Consider the following 317-nt stretch of genomic DNA (forward strand, 5'->3'; position numbering starts at 1 on the left):
CGACGGCTTCGAGTTGGTAGTTTCGGAGTTTGAGTTCGTTTTGGTGTTTGGCGGTAATGGTTCTCAATCTCCATCACCCCGTGAATCGACACATTTCAACTTTGCTGTTCAACGCGCGTAGCCTCGCACTGTCATCTGGAAGCACATTCAGCACACATGGCGACCAGTGCGGACGCTTGTAGGCACCGAAATGGTTGGAATAGGGGATGGTCAACACGCCCCCGTCGACCACATAATTCAGCACCACCCATCCCCGCTGCGAACGATCAGGCACGAAAATGAACAACTGACGGCGCTGAATTAAGTCCAGCAAATAC

Annotated in this window: 1 protein-coding gene; it reads right to left on the reverse strand. The window is 52.4% G+C overall.

Annotation, left to right across the window (positions count from 1 at the left end):
- Window positions 1–73: 73 nt before the first annotated feature.
- A partial coding sequence (locus AC27E8_RS08750; protein ID WP_487097492.1) for a hypothetical protein occupies window positions 74–317 on the reverse strand: 244 nt, incomplete at its 5' end.

The organism is Alicyclobacillus sp. CIJ1 (assembly GCF_057538885.1).